The sequence below is a fragment of the Kocuria sp. KKT182 genome (genome assembly GCF_055635395.1).
Window position 1 is genome coordinate 1283221 of sequence record NZ_CM145757.1, and the last position, 17421, is coordinate 1300641.

Annotated in this window: 16 protein-coding genes and 1 pseudogene; 4 read left to right on the plus strand and 13 right to left on the minus strand. The window is 74.6% G+C overall.

Translation table 11 applies throughout. The features are described from left to right. Positions 1-5: 5 nt before the first annotated feature. The 4 genes from ACZ2G1_RS05870 to fdxA all read right to left on the minus strand — a co-directional run bounded on the left by ACZ2G1_RS05870 (position 6) and on the right by fdxA (position 3409). A complete protein-coding gene (locus ACZ2G1_RS05870) occupies positions 6-371 on the minus strand; it encodes an A1S_2505 family phage non-structural protein (protein ID WP_017833404.1) in 366 nt (121 codons plus the stop codon). Positions 372-471: 100 nt separating this feature from the next. Beyond that, entirely contained in the window at positions 472-1770 is a 1299-nt protein-coding gene (locus tag ACZ2G1_RS05875; RefSeq protein WP_017833403.1) for a citrate synthase, read from the minus strand. Between the two features lie 164 nt (positions 1771-1934). Then, complete coding sequence (gene dapC, locus ACZ2G1_RS05880) at positions 1935-3080, minus strand: succinyldiaminopimelate transaminase (protein WP_109222078.1); 1146 nt, start codon at positions 3078-3080, stop codon at positions 1935-1937. Further along, entirely contained in the window at positions 3077-3409 is a 333-nt protein-coding gene (gene fdxA, locus ACZ2G1_RS05885; protein ID WP_058872613.1) for a ferredoxin, read from the minus strand. The genes dapC and fdxA overlap by 4 nt, the downstream gene beginning before the upstream one ends. A 71-nt stretch (positions 3410-3480) precedes the next feature. Here fdxA and ACZ2G1_RS05890 point away from each other — a divergent pair, with 71 nt between their 5' ends. Beyond that, positions 3481-3771, plus strand: a complete 291-nt coding sequence (locus tag ACZ2G1_RS05890) for a putative acetyltransferase (protein WP_241482874.1) — start codon at positions 3481-3483, stop codon at positions 3769-3771. A gap of 35 nt (positions 3772-3806) precedes the next feature. Here ACZ2G1_RS05890 and ACZ2G1_RS05895 read toward each other — a convergent pair whose 3' ends face one another. The 6 genes from ACZ2G1_RS05895 to ACZ2G1_RS05920 all read right to left on the minus strand — a co-directional run bounded on the left by ACZ2G1_RS05895 (position 3807) and on the right by ACZ2G1_RS05920 (position 11075). Further along, positions 3807-5162, minus strand: a complete 1356-nt coding sequence (locus tag ACZ2G1_RS05895) for a PIG-L family deacetylase (protein ID WP_232035273.1) — start codon at positions 5160-5162, stop codon at positions 3807-3809. 37 nt (positions 5163-5199) lie between these two features. Beyond that, the gene (gene typA, locus ACZ2G1_RS05900) at positions 5200-7113 is read right to left on the minus strand and encodes a translational GTPase TypA (RefSeq protein ID WP_017833398.1); all 1914 of its coding nucleotides are present in this window, start codon (positions 7111-7113) and stop codon (positions 5200-5202) included. 274 nt (positions 7114-7387) lie between these two features. Then, positions 7388-7810 carry a glutaredoxin domain-containing protein gene (locus tag ACZ2G1_RS05905; protein WP_251355351.1) on the minus strand — a complete coding sequence of 141 codons (423 nt, stop codon included), beginning with the start codon at positions 7808-7810 and terminating at the stop codon, positions 7388-7390. After that, positions 7807-8505 (minus strand): maleylpyruvate isomerase family mycothiol-dependent enzyme, encoded by a 699-nt coding sequence (locus ACZ2G1_RS05910; protein WP_095651615.1) that lies wholly within the window; start codon positions 8503-8505, stop codon positions 7807-7809. The genes ACZ2G1_RS05905 and ACZ2G1_RS05910 overlap by 4 nt, the downstream gene beginning before the upstream one ends. 75 nt (positions 8506-8580) lie before the next feature. Then, a complete protein-coding gene (locus ACZ2G1_RS05915) occupies positions 8581-9687 on the minus strand; it encodes a winged helix DNA-binding domain-containing protein (RefSeq protein ID WP_470377574.1) in 1107 nt (368 codons plus the stop codon). Then, the gene (locus tag ACZ2G1_RS05920; protein ID WP_115162862.1) at positions 9684-11075 is read right to left on the minus strand and encodes an MFS transporter; all 1392 of its coding nucleotides are present in this window, start codon (positions 11073-11075) and stop codon (positions 9684-9686) included. The genes ACZ2G1_RS05915 and ACZ2G1_RS05920 overlap by 4 nt, the downstream gene beginning before the upstream one ends. A 124-nt stretch (positions 11076-11199) precedes the next feature. Between ACZ2G1_RS05920 and ACZ2G1_RS05925 the strand changes: the two genes are divergently transcribed. After that, positions 11200-12783 (plus strand): cation:proton antiporter family protein, encoded by a 1584-nt coding sequence (locus tag ACZ2G1_RS05925; protein ID WP_095651612.1) that lies wholly within the window; start codon positions 11200-11202, stop codon positions 12781-12783. A 30-nt stretch (positions 12784-12813) separates the two neighbouring features. Here the strand turns inward: ACZ2G1_RS05925 and ACZ2G1_RS05930 are convergent, their stop codons facing one another. Next, entirely contained in the window at positions 12814-15132 is a 2319-nt protein-coding gene (locus ACZ2G1_RS05930) for a cation-translocating P-type ATPase (protein ID WP_470377575.1), read from the minus strand. Positions 15133-15191: 59 nt separating this feature from the next. Here ACZ2G1_RS05930 and ACZ2G1_RS05935 point away from each other — a divergent pair, with 59 nt between their 5' ends. Next, the gene (locus ACZ2G1_RS05935; protein ID WP_017833391.1) at positions 15192-15407 is read left to right on the plus strand and encodes a hypothetical protein; all 216 of its coding nucleotides are present in this window, start codon (positions 15192-15194) and stop codon (positions 15405-15407) included. 29 nt (positions 15408-15436) lie between these two features. Here the strand turns inward: ACZ2G1_RS05935 and ACZ2G1_RS05940 are convergent. Beyond that, positions 15437-15610: pseudogene (locus ACZ2G1_RS05940) on the minus strand (cation-transporting P-type ATPase); the annotation flags it as partial. Positions 15611-15686: 76 nt separating this feature from the next. Here ACZ2G1_RS05940 and ACZ2G1_RS05945 point away from each other — a divergent pair. Then, positions 15687-16439, plus strand: coding sequence for a YoaK family protein (locus ACZ2G1_RS05945; protein WP_017833390.1), 753 nt, complete (start codon positions 15687-15689; stop codon positions 16437-16439). A 22-nt stretch (positions 16440-16461) separates the two neighbouring features. Here the strand turns inward: ACZ2G1_RS05945 and ACZ2G1_RS05950 are convergent, their stop codons facing one another. Further along, the gene (locus ACZ2G1_RS05950) at positions 16462-17349 is read right to left on the minus strand and encodes an aminoglycoside phosphotransferase family protein (protein ID WP_470377576.1); all 888 of its coding nucleotides are present in this window, start codon (positions 17347-17349) and stop codon (positions 16462-16464) included. Between the last annotated feature and the right edge of the window lie 72 nt (positions 17350-17421).

Here is a 17421-nt window from a genome sequence, read left to right on the forward strand (position 1 = left end):
GGGGCTCACCAGCCCCGGGGCCGGACCACGTTCGGCGGGGCGTCGGCGAACAGGGCGGCCACCCGCCGCTCGTCGTGGCCGGCGATGCCCGTGCCCACCCGGGTGAGCCAGAACGTCAGCTCGGGGTGCTCCCGGGCGAAGGCCACGAACGCGGCCGCCTCCCGCTCGAGCTCCGGGAGCCCGCTCATGCTGTCGATCGCGTACGAGCGCCCCTGCAGGCCGTGCCCCCGGCCCGGGACGGCGCCGAAGCGCTCGACGGCCGTGCGCGCCGCGCCCGCGAGGTGGGCGCCCCGGGCGTTGGAGCCGAAGACGAAGACGTCGTCCGGGCCGAGCTCGGTGATCCGGTCCGGGGTGTGCCGCTGCTCGCTCATGCGACCACGCTACCGGGGCGGGCGCCGGCGCGGAACGGCGGACGCCGGGCCCGCGCCCCGCGAAGGGGACGGGCCCGGCGTCCGCCGGTGCCGGGACTGCTCAGCGCTGCGGGTAGTGCCGCTCGCCCTCGCCCACGTAGAGCTGGCGCGGGCGGCCGATCTTGGTCTCCGGGTCCTCGATCATCTCCCGCCACTGGGCGATCCAGCCGGGCAGCCGGCCGATCGCGAAGAGGACGGTGAACATCTTCTCGGGGAAGCCCATCGCCTTGTAGATGAGGCCCGTGTAGAAGTCGACGTTCGGGTAGAGCTTGCGCTCCACGAAGTAGTCGTCGGCGAGGGCCTTCTCCTCGAGCCGCATGGCGATCTCGAGCTGCTGGTCGTTGCCGCCCAGCTTCTCGAGGATCTCGTGGGCGTAGTCCTTGACGATGCGGGCCCGGGGGTCGTAGTTCTTGTAGACCCGGTGGCCGAAGCCCATGAGCCGGGCGCCGGACTCCTTGTTCTTGACCTGCTCCATGAAGTCCTCGGGCGTCACGCCCTGCGTCTCGATCCGGTTGAGCATCGCGAGCACGGCCTCGTTCGCGCCGCCGTGCAGCGGGCCGTAGAGGGCGTTGATGCCCGCGGAGACCGAGGCGAACATGTTGGCGTGGGAGGAGCCCACGAGCCGGACGGTGGAGGTGGAGCAGTTCTGCTCGTGGTCCGCGTGCAGCATCAGCAGCACGTCCAGGGCCTTCGCCATGGCCGGGTCGATCTCGTAGTCCTCGGCGGGCACGCCGAAGCACATGCGCAGGAAGTTCTCCGTGTAGCTGAGGTCGTTCTGCGGGTAGAGCATCGGCTCGCCCTTGGACTTCTTGTAGGCGTAGGCGGCCAGGGTGGGCACCTTCGCGAGCAGCCGGATGGTGGAGATCTCCACCTGCTCCTGGTCGAACGGGTCGAGGGAGTCCCCGTAGAACGTGGACAGCGCCGAGACGGCCGAGGACAGCACGGGCATCGGGTGGGCGTTGCGCGGGAACCCGTTGAAGAAGCTCTTGAGGTCCTCGTGGACCATGGTGTGCCGGCGGATCCGGGTGTCGAAGTCCTCGAGCTCGGACGGCGAGGGCAGCTCGCCGTAGATGAGCAGGTAGGCGGTCTCGATGAAGCTGGAGTGCTGGGCGAGCTCCTCGATCGGGTACCCCCGGTACCGGAGGATGCCGTTGTTGCCGTCGATGTAGGTGATGGCGGAGCGCGCGTTCGCCGTGTTCATGAACCCGGGGTCGAAGGCGACGTTGCCGGTCTCCTTGAGCATGTTCGTGATCGCGTAGCCGCGGTTGCCCTCGGTGGCGTCCTGGAGGGGCAGCTCGAGGGGGCTTCCGTTCCCGTAGTCGAGCCGGGCCGTCCCGGTCTTCTGTGCAGACTCAGTCATGTTCGTCCTCCGCGAGTGGATGTCGGTGTCCGGTGCCCGTGGTCGCCGCGCCGGGCGCCACCGTCGGCGCAGCACGGCCGTGTCCCGGGACACAGCGATCGTCAGGGTCCAACCTACCTGCTCCGTCCGCGCCGCGACCAATCCCGGCGGCGCCGGGGACCGTGTCAGGCGCGGCCGAGCCGCTCCACGGCGGCGTCGATGCGCTCGTCGGTGGCGGTCAGGGCGAGACGCACGTACCCCTCGCCGGCCGTGCCGTAGAACACCCCCGGGCCCACCACGACGCCCCGCTCCGCGAAGCGCTGCACCGTGGTCCAGGTGTCCTCCCCCGCCGTGCACCACAGGTAGAGCCCGGCCTCGGAGTGCTCGACCCGCAGCCCGAAGGCCTCGGCCGCGGGGACGAGCCGCTCGCGGCGGGACCGGTAGAGCGCCTTCTGGGCGGTGACGTGGGCGTCGTCGCCCAGGGCGGCCCGCATGGCCTCCTGGATCGGGGCGGGCACGATCATCCCGGCGTGCTTGCGGGAGTTGACGAGGCTCGCCATGAGCCGGGGGTCGCCGGCGAGGAACGCGGCCCGGTAGCCGGCGGCGTTGGACTGCTTCGACAGGGAGTACGCGGACAGCAGCAGGGAGTGGTCCCCGCCGCTGACCCGGGGGTCGAGCACCGACGGGACCGGGGCGCCGCCCTGCTGGACGTCCCAGGCGCCCCAGCCGAGCTCGGCGTAGCACTCGTCGGAGGCAACCACGGCCCCGAGGGCGCGGGCCTGGTCGACCACCCGCCGCAGCGACGCCGCGTCCCGGACGATGCCGGTGGGGTTGGCGGGCGAGTTCAGCCACACCATGCGCACGCGGGAGCGCACGTCGTCGTCGAGCTCGTCGAGGTCGTCCGCGGCCACGGCCTCGGCGCCCGCCAGCTGGGCCCCGATGTCGTAGGTCGGGTAGGCGACCGTGGGCCGCACGACGACGTCGCCGGGGCGCAGGCCGAGCAGCAGCGGCAGCCAGGCGACCAGCTCCTTGGAGCCGACCGTGGGCATGACCGCGGCGGGGTCCAGGCCGGTCACGCCGCGGCGCCGCGCGTACCAGGCGACGACGGCCTCGCGCAGGGCGGGGGTGCCGTGGGTGGTCGGGTAGCCGTGGGCGTCGGCGGCGGAGGCCAGCGCGTCCTGGACGACCAGGGGCGTGGGGTCCACGGGCGTGCCGATGGACAGGTCCACGACCCCGCCGGGGTGCTCCGCGGCGACGGCGCGGTACGGCGCCATCGTGTCCCACGGGTAGTCGGGCAGGGCGAGGCCGAAGGACCGGTCCCCCTGCGTCACAGGGCGACGTCCTGGTTCTGCGGCGGCAGCGCCGCGATCATGGGGTGGTCCGTGTGCGTGTTGCCGAGCTTCGCGGCGCCACCGGGCGAGCCGAGGTCGTCGAAGAACTCGACGTTCGCCTTGTAGTAGTCGGCCCACTCGTCGGGGGTGTCGTCCTCGTAGTAGATGGCCTCGACGGGGCACACCGGTTCGCACGCACCGCAGTCCACGCACTCGTCGGGGTGGATGTAGAGCGAGCGCTCCCCCTCGTAGATGCAGTCGACGGGGCACTCCTCGACGCAGGCCTTGTCCTTCACGTCGACACAGGGCTGGGCGATGACGTAGGTCACGGCGGTTTGAACCTTTCTCCTGGGATTGCTTCGACCAGTCTAGCCACGGTGCCCTGGCTAGGATGACAGCCATGGAGCATCCGACATCCGGCTCAACATCGCCGTCCGGGACGTCATCTTCGGCGCTGGGCCTGCTCACCGGCCTGCCGGCTGGTACGCGCGTGAGCGTGCGCTACGCCCTGCCGGCCGACGACGCCTCCGGGCTGCCGCTCACCGACGCGCTGGGCGAGCTGCTGGCCGCCGACGAGGAGTCCGTCACGGTGCGGACCCGCCGGGGGGACGTGCTGATCGGCGCCGGCGGGATCCGGGCCGTCCGGGTGGTCCCGCCCGCGCCGCCGCGGCGCCGGCCCCGGGGGGCCTGAGCACCGGGCTCCGCCCAGGCGGGCGCCGGGGGGGCTCAGCCCGCGCCGGTCCTGCGCCGCCGGGCGCGCAGCCACCGGGCCGTGACGAGCACGGACAGCAGGGTCGTCGCGAAGACCAGCCCGAACCAGGCCAGCCCCAGGATCCCCACGGGCGTGCCGGGGTCCGTCACGACGATCACGGAACCGTCCCCGCCGTAGGCGAAGAGCCAGGAGACGAGGTAGCCGGTCAGCCCCGGCACGGCGGCGGCCCACACGCGGCGGGTCGCGGTGCCGACCCACAGGGACACGCTGAGCAGCAGGGCGGTCGCGAAGAGCAGCCCCCACGGGAGCCACCACCCGGCGGGCGCGTACCAGACGGCGCTGTGCAGCACCGTGGCCACGGACGCCGCCACGGCCCCGGCCGCGACGGACGTCACGAGGGCCGAGAGCACGGATGCCCGGGCGCGACCGGGCGTCTCCTCCTCCGCGGCGACCGCGTCCGGGTCCCCGGCGAGCAGCCGGTAGGTCTCGAGGGCGCTGAAGGGCTGCCACACCCCGTTCGAGAGGGCGAAGCGCGAGCCGTCCCCGGAGAGCACCAGCTGGGTGGCGTGGGCGGCCATGGCGGCCCGCTTGCGCCCGGCGGAGCCGTGCACCGCGGCCTGCGGCCGCGGGTCCTCGGACCGCGCCTCGCCCTCGACGGCCCACACGAGGGGGGTGTGCCAGGGGTCGACGGGCTCCCCGTCGGCGTCCGCGCCCGGACGGGCGGCCAGCTCGGCGCCGCGCACCGCGACGGCGGAGGTGCGGACGTGGTCGGGGTGGCCGTAGCCGCCGTCGTCGTCGTAGGTGACGAGCACGTGCGGGCGCACGGCCCGGACCGCCGCGGCGACGTGGGCGGCGGCCTCGTCGGCCGCGGCCGCGGTGAGGCTGTGCGGCGAGGAGTCCTCGGCAGGGGCGGCCCGCCCGTCCGGGCCCCAGGACATGCCGGAGTCGTGGTAGTGGCCCGTGCCGCCGGCGAAGCCCACGGCGGGGTCCAGGGCGGGGGGCTCCCCCGCGAAGAAGCGCTCGGCCACGCCCAGGCGGGCCGCGGCGGCGTCGAGCTCGCCGACCCGGTGGCGGCCCAGGGCCGTGCCGTCGTCGGTGCACCCCGGCCGGCCGACCTCGAGGGCGTGCAGCGGCTCGGGGATGACCTCGCCGCGCTCGCCGCGGGTCATGGTGAGCAGCACGACCCGCGCGCCGAGCTCCGCGTAGCGGCCCATGGTGGCGCCGGTGGCGATGGACTCGTCGTCGGGGTGGGCGTGCACGAACAGGAGCCGGGCGTCCTCCGGGCGCAGGCCCGGGGGCAGCAGCCCCGGCAGGGCGTCCTCGCGCACGAGGACGCCCTGCTCGGGGTAGTACGGGACGGGCTGGGTCACGGCCGGGCCTGCTGCGCGGTGCTGCTGCGGTCCGGGGTCAGGCGCGGGCCCGGGCCCGGTGCGCCTTCATCCGCTCGTTGGCGTCGAGGATCACCTTGCGGATGCGGATGGCGTCCGGGGTGACCTCCACGCACTCGTCCTCGCGGGCGAACTCGAGGGACTCCTCGAGGGTCAGCTTGCGCGGGGGCGTGAGGTTCTCGAAGGTGTCGGAGGAGGCCGCACGCATGTTGGTGAGCTTCTTCTCCTTCGTGATGTTCACGTCCATGTCGTCGGCACGGGAGTTCTCGCCCACGATCATGCCCTGGTAGACCTCGGAGGTGGGCTCCACGAAGAAGGACCCGCGCTCCTGCAGGTTGATCATGGCGAACGGGGTGACCACGCCGGCGCGGTCGGCGATCATCGAGCCGTTGGTGCGGTACTCGATGTCCCCGGCCCACGGCTCGTAGCCGTCGGCGTAGGAGGACGCGATGCCGGCGCCGCGGGTCTCGGTGAGGAACCGGGTGCGGAAGCCGATCAGCCCGCGGGCGGGGACCTTGAACTCCATCCGCACCCAGCCGGTGCCGTGGTTGGCCATGGCCTCCATGCGGCCCTTGCGCCCGGCCATCAGCTGGGTCACGGCGCCGAGGAACTCGTCGGGGACGTCGATCGTCATGTGCTCGTAGGGCTCGTGCACCTTGCCGTCGACGGTCTTGGTCACGACCTGGGGCTTGCCCGCGGTCAGCTCGAAGCCCTCGCGGCGCATCTGCTCCACCAGGATCGCCAGGGCCAGCTCGCCGCGGCCCTGGACCTCCCAGGCGTCGGGGCGCTGGGTGGGGAGCACCTTGAGCGAGACGTTGCCGACGAGCTCCTTGTCGAGGCGGTCCTTGACCTGGCGGGCCGTGACCTTGGTGCCCTTGGTGCGGCCGGCCAGCGGGGAGGTGTTGATGCCGATGGTCATGGAGATCGCGGGGTCGTCCACCGTGATCAGGGGCAGCGGCTGCGGGTTCTCCGGGTCGGTGAGGGTCTCGCCGATGGTGATGTCCTCGATCCCGGCCACGGCCACGATCTCGCCGGGGCCGGCGGAGTCGGCCGGGACGCGGTCCAGGCCCTTGGTGGCCAGCAGCTCGGAGATCCGCACGTTCTTGAGCTCGCCGTTGGCGCGCGCCCAGGCCACGGTCTGGCCCTTCTTGAGGGTGCCGTTGAAGATGCGCAGCAGGGCGAGACGGCCCAGGAACGGGGAGGCGTCCAGGTTGGTCACGTGCGCCTGGAGCACGCCCTCGGGGTCGTAGGAGGGCGCGGGGACGTGCTTGATGATGGTCGCGAACAGCGGCTCGAGGTCCTCGTTGTCCGGCAGGCCGCCGTTCTCGGGCTGCGTCAGGGAGGCCCGGCCGTCACGGCCCGCGGCGTAGACCACGGGCACGTCCAGGACGGCGTCCAGGTCCAGGTCCGGCTCGTCCTCGGAGATGTCCGAGGCCAGGCCCAGCAGCAGGTCCATGGACTCGTGCACGACCTCCTCGATCCGGGCGTCCGGGCGGTCGACCTTGTTGACCACGAGGATCACGGGGAGCTTGGCCTCGAGGGCCTTGCGCAGCACGAAGCGGGTCTGCGGCAGCGGGCCCTCGGAGGCGTCCACGAGCAGCACGACGCCGTCGACCATGGACAGGCCGCGCTCGACCTCGCCGCCGAAGTCGGCGTGGCCGGGGGTGTCGATGACGTTGATGGTGATGGTCTCCCCCTCGGCGGAGGGACCGTCGTAGAACACCGTGGTGTTCTTGGCGAGGATCGTGATCCCCTTCTCGCGCTCCAGGTCACCGGAGTCCATCACGCGCTCCTCGACCTCACCGTGGGCGGAGAACGCGTGCGTCTGCTGGAGCATCGCGTCCACGATGGTGGTCTTGCCGTGGTCGACGTGGGCCACGATGGCCACGTTGCGGAGGTCGGCGCGCTGGGCGGTGGTGGAGGTGACAGGCATACGCGTGGGTCTCTCTTCGGGTGGAGATGCGGGGGGAGGTGCAGCCCTCCCGATGGGTGCGGCCGGGGCGCCGCCGCGCACCCGGAGGGACCCGGGCGGGAGCGCCCGCTCAGCGGGCCGTAGACCATTCTACCCCGCGGCGCCGCCCCGGCGGCACCCCGGGCGGCTGTGACCCCGCCGACTCCCCCCGTCCGCCCGTCCGGCGCGGCGCCTCGTCCCCGTCCCGGGGCGGGCGTCGATCCGTCCGGGGACGTGGAGCGCGCCGGGGGTCCGGTCAGGCCCGGTGCTCCAGCGCCGCCCGGACCGTGGCGGGGGAAGGGTTCGTGTGCGGGACGCCGTCGACGACGACGGTCGGCACCGTCGCGTCGCCCCCGTTGACCGAGCGCACGTAGGCGGCGGCGTCCGGGTCCGCCCAGATGTCCACCCAGCGGGCGCGCCTGGCGCGGGAGCCCAGGGACGCACGCAGGCGCAGGCAGTAACCGCAGCCGGGGCGGTAGTAGACGGTCACCGCGTCCGGGGCGGCGCCCCGGCGCGGGAAGACCAGCGGGGAGCACAGCGCGACGGCCACGGCGCCGGCGAGCACGGCGATCGTCGCCTCGCCGAGCTCGCCGCGCCCGAGCCGGACGGCGGCGGCGGCGGCGGTCGCGAGCACGACGAGCGCCGCGAGCCACCAGCTGCGCACGGGGCGTCCGGTCACCAGGAGGGCAGCACCGGCAGCGGGCCGTCGGCCTCGACGTTCTCGCCGTCGCCGCGGGCCAGCCACTCGAGCAGGCCCTCCCGGTCGGACTCGACGCGCAGGGCGCCGTCGCCGATCACCCACTCGTCGCGCTCCTCCGTCACCAGCGTCATGCCGGGGGCGCCCTTGGCGCGCATGGTGCGCACGGCGGCCTCGAGGGCGTTGAGCAGCGAGTCGGGGTCGGCCTCCTCGATGGTCCAGGCGGTGTCGAGGTCGTGGTGGTGGACGACGACCTCGGCGATGCGCAGCGCCACGATCGAGGTCGCGGGGATCACCTTGCCGTGCAGGTGCACCTCCTCGACCGCGAGCTCCCCGGTCAGCCGCTGGGCCTGCTCGGCGAAGTAGGCGGCCGACTCGCGCGCCTTCTCGACCAGCTCCTGGCGGGGCAGGGCGGCCAGGTCGGCGATGTCCTGGTTCCGGGCCTCCATCGAGGCGTAGGGGGCCTGCTCCTGTCCGGTCACGGCCCAGTCGACGAGCTTGACGAGGGCGCGCCCGTTGGAGGCGAGGTGGGCGACGACGTCGGCGCGGCGCCATCCCTCGCACAGCGAGGGGGCGGCCAGCTCGTCGTCGGACAGGGACGCGGTGGTGGCCAGGAACATCTCGGTCTCGCGGCCGAGGCGGGAGAGGTCCGAGTGCAGGCGGGCGGGGTTGATCATGGCCTCACCCTATCGAGCGCCGGGTGAGCCGGACCACCTCCCGGGCCCCGGGACCCATACCGGCTTCGTCTCGGCTCAGAGCGCCGGCAGCCGCGCGAAGGCCCGCTCGGCGGCCTTGCGGCGGGTCGCCGAGAGCTCCTCGAACGGGTCGAGCACGAGCTCGGCTCCCCCGGCGCGGCGCACGCGCCCCCAGGTCCCCACGATCCGCCCGCCCGCCACGAGGGTGGGCTTGAAGACCCCGTTGCCGCCGGGGACGATCCGGGCCGCGTGGGCCGGGGCCAGCACGTGGGAGCGGTCCCCGTAGCCCAGGACGTACTCGTCGAAGGGCGGCAGCAGGAAGACCCCGGCGGCGCGGCGCCCGCCGGGTGCGGGGCCCTCGAGCACCTCGGGGGCGCACCACAGCTCGCGGCCGGCGCGGTCGTGCACCGCCACGACACCGTCGGCCCGGGTCAGCGCGGCGCGCACCGCGGAGCGCGGCAGGGCCGCCCACCGGGCGGCGTCCGCGACGGAGGCCGGGCCGTGGCCGCGCAGGTACCGGCGCACCCAGCGGGCGACGACGGGCGGGGTGCCGCCGGCGGTGCCCCCGGGCACGGCCGCCTCCTCCCCCGCGGCGGGGACCCAGTCCGCGACGGGCACCACGAGCTGGTCCCGGCCGTCCGCGGTCAGCGGGCCCAGGCACAGGGTCGCGTCCAGGTGCAGGGCGAGCATCAGGTGGTAGGCCCGGCCCGGCTCGCCCAGCAGCCCGGCCTCCTCCCACGCGGCGTGCAGGCGTTCACGGGGCTGCGGGCCGCGGCGCAGCGCGGCGAGGGCGGTCTCCCGGGCCGCGTCGAGCCGCTCGTCGATGCCCAGGGCCCGGCGCCGGGCGGCCGTCGAGGCGACGGTGCGGGGACCCAGGACCGCCAGCCACGCGCGCAGGTCCTCGGCGGGCACCAGGTGCAGGGTCCCGCGCATGGGCCAGGTGCGCACGATCCGGCCGTCGTCGAAGGCCTGCCGCAGGCCGCCGGAGCCGCCGGCCCGCCGCAGGGCGACCGACACCAGGGCGCCGGGCAGGTCCTGGGCCTGGACGGCGCCAAGGGCGCGCACCACGTCCTCGGGCGCCACGTCCTCCGGGCGCACGAGCCCGTGGGCCGCGAGCCGGGCGAGGCCGATCTCGCGGTCCGTCAGGACGGCCGGGGAGTTCACTGCAGGGCCCGTCCCCGCTGCTCGGGCAGGGCGAACGCGGAGAGGGCGGCCACGAGGAAGGCGGCGCCGAAGACGGCGAAGACGGTGACGACGTCGTAGCGCTCCCCGCCGAGCGCGAGCAGCGCCGGCACGGCCAGCGGGGCGAGGATCGAGGCGACGCGGCCGAACGCCGCCGCCGCCCCGGTCCCCGTCCCGCGCAGCGCGGTGGGGTAGAGCTCGGGGCCGATCGCGTACAGGGCCCCCCACGCGCCCAGGTTGAAGAAGGACAGCGCCATGCCGGAGCCGATCACCTGCCACGGGAGCACGATGTCGCCCATCGAGACGATGCCGAAGAGCAGGGCGCTCACCGCGGAGCCTCCGAGGAACACGGCCAGGGTGATCCGGCGGCCCCAGACCTCGATGAGCCAGGCGGCCGCGGCGTAGCCGGGCAGCTGGGCGAGCGTGATGACCAGGACGTAGCCGAAGGAGGTCGTCAGCGTGAGGCCCTGCTGGAGCAGCAGGGTGGGCAGCCAGGTGAACGCCCCGTAGTAGGCGAAGTTGATGCAGAACCAGACGGTCCACAGCGCCGCCGTGCGCCGCCGCAGGGACGGGGCCCAGATCCCGCTCGCGTCCTCCGCCGGGCGCTGACCGGCCGCCTCCGCCGCCCGGGGCTGCTCGGGGGTCTCGGCCCGGGAGCGGCCCAGCGGCCGCGCCCGCTCGAACCGGCGCACCGCGGCCTCGGCCTCGTCCGTCCGGCCCCGGTGCTCGAGGAAGCGCACGGACTCCGGCAGGGCCCGGCGCACCACCACGGCGTAGAGGGCCGGCACGAGTCCGACGACGAGCGCCCATCGCCAGCCGTCCGGGGAGGACGGCACCACGAAGTAGCCCACGAGGGCGGCGAGGATCCAGCCGACGGCCCAGAAGGACTCGAGGACCACCACCACGCGGCCGCGGATCCGCCGGGGCGCGTACTCGGAGACGAGGGTGGAGGCCACGGGCAGCTCGGCGCCGAGGCCGAGGCCCACCACGAACCGCAGGACCACGAGCGCGGTGAGGGACCCGACGAGCGCGGACGCGCCGGTGGCCGTGCCGTAGACCAGCAGGGTCAGGGCGAAGACCTGGCGCCGGCCGAGCCGGTCGGCCAGGAGCCCGCCGAGGCTGGCGCCCACGGCCATCCCCACGAAGCCGATCGAGGCGAGCAGGGACAGCTCCCCGGAGCCCAGGCCCCACTCCTGGGCGAGCGCGGCCATCACGAACGAGATCAGGCCCACGTCCATGGCGTCCAGGGCCCAGCCGACGCCGGAGCCGACGAGCAGCTTCCGGTGCTCGGTGGTGAACGGCAGCCGGTCCAGGCGCTGGGAGCGCGTCGGGGCGGACGCGGCGGCGCCGGGCCGCTGGCTCTCGTGCATGCTCCGGTCCTTCCCTCGCTGCGCGGTGCTGCGACCACTGTAGGCGCTCGGGACCGCGCCGGTCCCCGGGGGCCCCCGCCCTAGACTGGAGGGGTCCCACCACCGGCCGGCGAGGGAGCTGACTGTGTCCACGGTTGCCATCTATCTCGTCGTCGCCTTCGGGGCCGGTGCCCTGGCCGTCCTCGCGCGGCTGCCGCCCCTGATCGGGTTCCTCGCGGCCGGCTTCGTGCTCAACGGCCTGGGCGTGGAGCGGCTCCCCGCCCTCGACCAGCTGGCCGACGTCGGCGTGACCCTCATGCTGTTCGGCATCGGTCTCAAGCTCGACGCCCGGTCGCTGCTGCGCCGGGAGGTCTGGGGGACGGCCGGGATCCACCTGGTCCTGAGCACGGCGCTCGGGGCGGGGCTCCTGGGCCTGCTGATGCTCGTGGGGCTGCAGCTGCCGGGCGAGAACCTCAGCGCGCTGCTGCTGGCCGGGTTCGCCCTGTCCTTCTCGAGCACGGTCCTGGTGTTCAAGGTCCTCGAGGAGCGCAGCGAGACGACGTCGCTCTACGGGCGCGTGGCGATCGGCATCCTCATCATCCAGGACGTCGCCGCCGTAGCGTTCATCACCGTCACGAGCGAGCACCCGCCGAGCCCGTGGGCCCTGGCCCTGGTGCTGCTGTTGCCGGCGGCGTGGGTGTTCCGCCGGATCTGGGACGGCATCGGCCACGGGGAGCTGCAGGCCCTGTTCGGCGTCGCCATGGCCCTGGTCCCCGGCTACATCGCCTTCTCGGCCGTGGGCCTGAAGGGGGATCTCGGGGCGCTGCTCGTCGGCATGCTCCTGGCCTCGCACGCCAACGCGGGCGAGCTGTCCCGCACCCTGTTCACGCTCAAGGACCTCCTGCTGGTGGCGTTCTTCGTCTCGATCGGCTTCCACGGGATGCCGACCCTCGAGATGCTCGCCATGAGCGTGCTGCTCCTGGGCCTCCTGCCGGTCCAGGCGATGCTGTTCGTGCTGCTGCTGTGGCTGTTCGGGCTGCGCCGCCGCACGTCGCTGCGAACGGGCCTCGCACTGGGCAACCACTCGGAGTTCGCCCTCATCGTGGGGGCCATCGGCGTCTCGGCCGGGATGTTCGACGACGACTGGCTGGTGATGCTCTCCGTGGCGGTCGCCCTGAGCTTCGTGATCTCGGCCCTGGTCAACCGGCGCGGCTCCTCCCTGACCAGCGCCCTCGCCCGGCGGCTCCCGGAGCACCCGGACGACCGGCTGCACCCGGAGGACCGTCCCATCGACATCAGCCACGCCACGGTGCTCGTGCTCGGCATGGGCCGGGTGGGGCAGGCGGCCTACCGGGAGCTCTCCGAGGAGCACGGCTTCTCCGTGGTGGGCATCGAGAACGCCACGGACCGCGTGGAGCGGCTGCGGGCGCAGGGGATCGACGTCCAGGAGGCCGACGCGACCGACCAGGAGTTCTGGGAGCGGGTGATCGCGACCGGCCACGTGCAGGTCGCCGTGCTGGCGATGCCCTTCCACGGCTCCAACCTCGTGGCCCTCCAGCAGCTGAGCGCCACGGGCTTCGACGGGGTCGTGGCCGCCGTGGCGCAGTACGACGACGAGGTGCAGGAGCTGCGCGGCCACGGGGTCCGGACGGTCTTCAACCTCTACAGCGGCGCCGGCATCGCCCTGGCCGCCGAGACCGTCGAGGCTCTCGGCCGCCGGCCCGACTGACCGCGCCCGTGCCGCCGGGTGCCCGAGCCGTCAGCCCCGGCGCACCAGGGACCGGCGGACGAGCTTGTGCAGCTCCTCGACCCACAGGACGAGGGACGCCATGCCCACCGCGACGGCCCAGTGGACGAGGTCCAGGGGTGCGGTGCCGAAGGCGACCTGGAGCACCGGGACGTGCACCACGAGCACCTGCAGGGCGGCGGCGAGGGCCAGGGCGCCCCACAGCCAGGGGTTGACGAACAGCCGGTGGAAGGCGCTCGCGAGCTCGGAGCGGGAGTTCAGGGCGTTGAACAGCTGGGCGAGCACGAGCGTGGTGAACCCGGCGGTGCGGGCCACGTCGAGGGAGTCCTGGCCGGGCACCAGACCCCCGGGGAGGAAGATGTCGATGGTCAGCAGGGTCGAGGCGCCCATCATCAGGCCGAGCAGCGCGATCCGCCCCCACATCGGCGCGTCGAGGATCCGTTCGTCGGGCCGGCGCGGCGGGCGGGCCATGACGTCGTCGATCTCGGGGTCCACGCCCATGGCCAGGGCCGGACCGGAGTCGGTGACGAGGTTGATCCACAGGATCTGGGTGGCCAGCAGCGGCACGGCGATCGCGCCGCCGGCCGCGTCCGTCAGCCCCAGGGCGCCCGCGAGGAGCACGCCGAAGAACACGGTGGCCACCTCCTCCAGGTTCGAGGACAGCAGGTAGCGCAGGAACTTCGTGATGTTCTCGAAGATGACCCGGCCCTGCCGGATCGCCACCACGATGGTGGTGAAGTCGTCGTCGCCGAGGATCATCCGCCCGGCCTCCTTGGTGACCTCCGTGCCCGTGATGCCCATGGCCACGCCGATGTCGGCGGCCTTGAGGGCCGGCGCGTCGTTGACGCCGTCCCCGGTCATGGCAACGACGTGGCCCTGGGCCTGCAGGGCGTCGACGATCCGCAGCTTGTGGCCCGGGGCCACCCGGGCGAAGACCGAGACGTCCCGCACGGCGTCGAGGAAGCCCTCCCCGGTGAGCTCGTCCAGCTGCGCCCCGGTGAGCGCGGGCGAGCCCGGGGGCACGATCCCCAGGTCCGCGGCGATCCTGGCGGCCGTCATCGGGTGGTCGCCGGTGATCATGATCGTGCGCACCCCAGCGGCCCGGGCCTGCGCCACGGCCGCCACGGCCTCCTCCCGCGGCGGGTCGAGCACGCCCACCACGCCGAGCCAGACGAGGTCCTGCTCCGCCGCCTCGCCGAGCTCCGCGGCCTCGTGCTCCCGGATCCGCCGGCCGGCGACCGCCAGGGTGCGGAACGCCTGCCCGGACAGCTCCTGGACAGCCGCGGCGGCGTCCCGGCGTCGCGCGGCGTCGAACGGCTCGACGGCGTCCCCGACGCGCACCCCGGTGCAGCGGTCCAGGAGGACGTCCGGGGCGCCCTTGGTGAACAGGTACCGGTGCCTGGAGTCCGTCTCGATCTCGAGGGTGGACATCATCCGGCGCTCGGAGGTGAACGGCATCTCCTGGGCCCGGGAGAAGTCGTCCGCCCGGTCGGCGGCGCCGTAGAGCTTGTGCACGGCGGTGAGGAATGCCGCCTCGGTGGGGTCGCCCTGCACGGTCCACACGCCGGCGGCCTCGTTGAGCTGGGCGTTGTTGGCGCGCGCCCCGCCCACCAGCACGCCCCGCGCCTCCTGCAGGACCTGCGCGGCGGGCGCGCCCCCGGTCACGACCCTGGCCTCGCCCTCCGGGGAGTACCCCGTGCCGGAGAGCTCCACCGTGCCGGACGGGGTTACGAGCACCTTGAGGGTCATCTCGTTGCGGGTGAGCGTGCCGGTCTTGTCGGAGCAGATCACCGAGGCCGCGCCGAGCGTCTCCACGGAGTGCAGGTCCTTGACCACCGCCTGCCGGCGGGCCATCGCCCGCACCCCGATGGCCAGGACCAGGGACAGGATCGCGGGCAGGCCCTCCGGGACGGCCGCGACCGCGAGGGAGACGCCCAGCAGCAGGACCGTCACGAGGTCCTGCACGCCGCGCACCCCGCTGACCAGGACGACCGTGGCCATGACCACCACGGCGACGCCGACCACGATGAGGCCCAGCGACCGGGACACGGCCGCGATCTCGCGCTGCAGCGGCGAGGGCTCGGCCTCCGTGCGCTCCAGCATCTCGGCGATGGCGCCCACCTGGGTGTCCATGCCCGTGGCCACGACCACGGCGCGGCCCACCCCCGAGGCCACGGCCGTGCCCTTGTAGACCATGTTCCGCCGGTCCCCGAGCGGGGCCGGGGCGGGCAGCACGGCCGGGTCCTTGAGCTCCGCCTCCGACTCCCCGGTCAGGGACGCCTCCTGCACGCGCAGGGACGCGGCGGAGAGCAGGCGGGCGTCCGCACCCACCGCCGTCCCCCTCGGCGAGGGCCAGGACGTCGCCGGGCACCAGCTGGGCCGAGGGGAGCGTGGTCAGGCGCCCGTCCCGCACCACGGTGGAGTTCGCCGCCGTCAGCACGGCCAGCGCCGCGACCGCGTCCTCGGCCCGGCCCTCCTGGAGGCGGCCCAGCACCGCGTTGGCCACCACGATCACGGCGATGACCACCGCGTCCACCGGCACCCCGCGGGCGCCCTCCGCGACCCAGGCGACCACGGACACGGCGATCGCGGTCAGGAGCAGGTAGATCAGCGGGTCCTGGAACTGGGCGAGGACCTTGCGCCACCGCGGCACCCGCGGGGCGGTGCGCAGCTCGTTGGGCCCGTACCGGGCCAGCCGGGCCCCGGCCTGCTCCGCGCTCAGCCCGAGGGCGGGCTCCACGTCCAGCTCGGCGAGGAGCTCGCCCGCCGTGCGGAGGGACGGGTCCTGGCGCACGCGCTCGGTGGCCACGCCCCCATTCTCGTCCCGCCGGTGGCGCTGCGGGCCCCGTGACGCCGCCCGGCGGTCCCCGGACTAGGCTCGCGGCATGAGGGCCCGGATCGACCGCTACCTGCTCAACGTTGCGGGACCCCGCCGCACGCCCGCTCTCAACCGGCACCTCGCCTACCTGCTCGCCCTGGTGGCGGGGGTGCTCAACTCCGTGGGCTTCGTGGCCGTGGCCGTGTACACCTCCCACATGACGGGGCTCACCGCGATGGTCGCCGACCACCTCGTGCTGGGCGACCTGCGGCTCGTGGCGGTCGGCGTCCTGGCCGTCCTCGCCTTCACGGCCGGGGCCGCGTGCTGCGCGCTGATGTTCAACTGGGCGCGGCGCCGCGGGCTGCACAGCCGCTACGCCAACGTCCTGCTGCTCGAGGGCCTGCTCATGCTCGTCTTCGGGCTGCTGGCCGAGAGCCTGACCTGGGCGCACCGGGACCTGCTGTTCGTCCCGGTGCTCGCGTTCACCATGGGCCTGCAGAACGCGGTGATCACCAAGATCTCGGGCGCCCAGATCCGCACCACCCACGTGACGGGCATGGTCACGGACATCGGCATCGAGCTCGGCAAGTTCCTCTACCGCAACCGGCTCGCGGACGCGGACCCCGTGACCGGCGACGCCGGGAAGCTCAGGCTGCTGGCCGCGCTCGTGGGGCTGTTCTTCGCCGGCGGGGTGCTCGGCGCCCTGGGCTACCTGGCCGCGGGCTTCCCGGTCCTCGTGCCCACCGCGCTCACCCTGCTCGTGGCGGCGTGGCGCCCGCTCGCCGCGGACCTGGGCTTCCGCCGCTCCCCCACCTCCTGAGCCCGGGCGCGAGGACGGTGCCTCAGGCGCCCCGCTGCACGGCCTTGCACAGCTGGACCAGCCGGCCGACCTCGCGGTGCGGGGCGCCGGTGGGGCGGCGAGCCTCGTCCCGGGCCGCCACGGCGCACCGGACGAGCGTCCAGGCCCGGAGGCGCTCCTCGTCGGCGCCGGCCGCCAGGGCGAGGGCCTCCATCCGGTCCGCCAGGGCCGCGGCCAGGGCCCCGCCGTGACCGGCCTCCTCCGTGCGGTGCCACAGGGCGGGGACCAGCGCGAACTCCGGGGTGCCGACCACCGCGTCGGCGCCGGCGGCCAGCCACGGGGCGCGCGCCGACGCGCGGACCGCCCCGTGGTGCAGGTCCTGGTGCACGAGCGCCGCGTCCAGCTCGTCGCGCCGGAGCCGCTCGAGGCTCCGGACGGCCTGGAGCCGGAAGCGGCGCGGGAACCGGGCGTCCAGGTCCACGGCCCCCTCCAGCTCCGCCTGCCACCGCCGGGCCGTCTCCGACAGGCGCGGGAACGGGGGCCGCGGCGGCCGGGCGAGGACCCGGGTCAGCTCGCCGAGCACGCGGCATGCCTCGAGCACCGGCAGCTCGTGCAGGTCCCGGTCGGCGGTGCGCTCGAGCAGCAGCGCCCGGTCCGCCGGCTCCGCCCGGAGCAGCCGCACGGCCCCGCGCCCGGCCCACACGCGCAGGGCCAGGTGCTCGTGCTCGGCGCCGGGCCGCGGCGGGGAGAGCCGCAGCAGGGCCGGCTCCCCGGCGCGGGTGCGCACCGGCAGGACCAGGGCCCCGCCGTCGTCCCGCGCCCGCCCGTCGGGGACCAGCTCCCACGCGGCGGTGTACCGGTCGGCGAGCCCGGCGGGGACACCCGCCGGGCGGCCGCCGGCACCCGGGGCACGCGCGGAGGAGGTCGTCATCGGACCATTCTGGCGCACCCGCCGTTCGCTAGACTGCGAGCGCCCACCCCCGCCTAGGAACGGAGCCGACCC